Annotated in this window: 1 protein-coding gene; it reads left to right on the top strand. The window is 57.6% G+C overall.

Features of this window, described 5'->3' with window-relative positions; genetic code table 11:
- The coding region (locus ACPYOG_RS19565; protein WP_481295788.1) for a hypothetical protein at nt 1-255 on the top strand (255 nt) is incomplete at its 5' end.
- Between the last annotated feature and the right edge of the window lie 16 nt (nt 256-271).

The following is a 271-nucleotide window of genomic DNA, read 5'->3' as shown; positions in this document are numbered from 1 at the left end:
GTTAGACCCGATGGTTTGGCGGCTCGGGATCTTCCTGGAACCATCCTGTTACACGCCGAAATGAGAGATCGAATACCTGAAGATTCCTTCCTGCAACAGCTCACTGAAGTCGTCGTCGTCCCGGTCGCGGACTTTATGGACCGCACACCGTCTTTGGTCGACCTGGTGCCACTGCTTACCGCAAAGCCCCAGTTCGCGTTCGTTCGAGTGCGGGAAGAACTCAGCCGTCGCGGAGTTACCCTGCCAGCAACGTGAGGACTTGAGTCAGCGC

Source organism: Leifsonia sp. HAY1-4F, assembly GCF_056755275.1.
The sequence above is the reverse complement of the archived record's forward strand: the minus strand, read 5'-3'. Positions and strand labels throughout refer to the sequence as shown.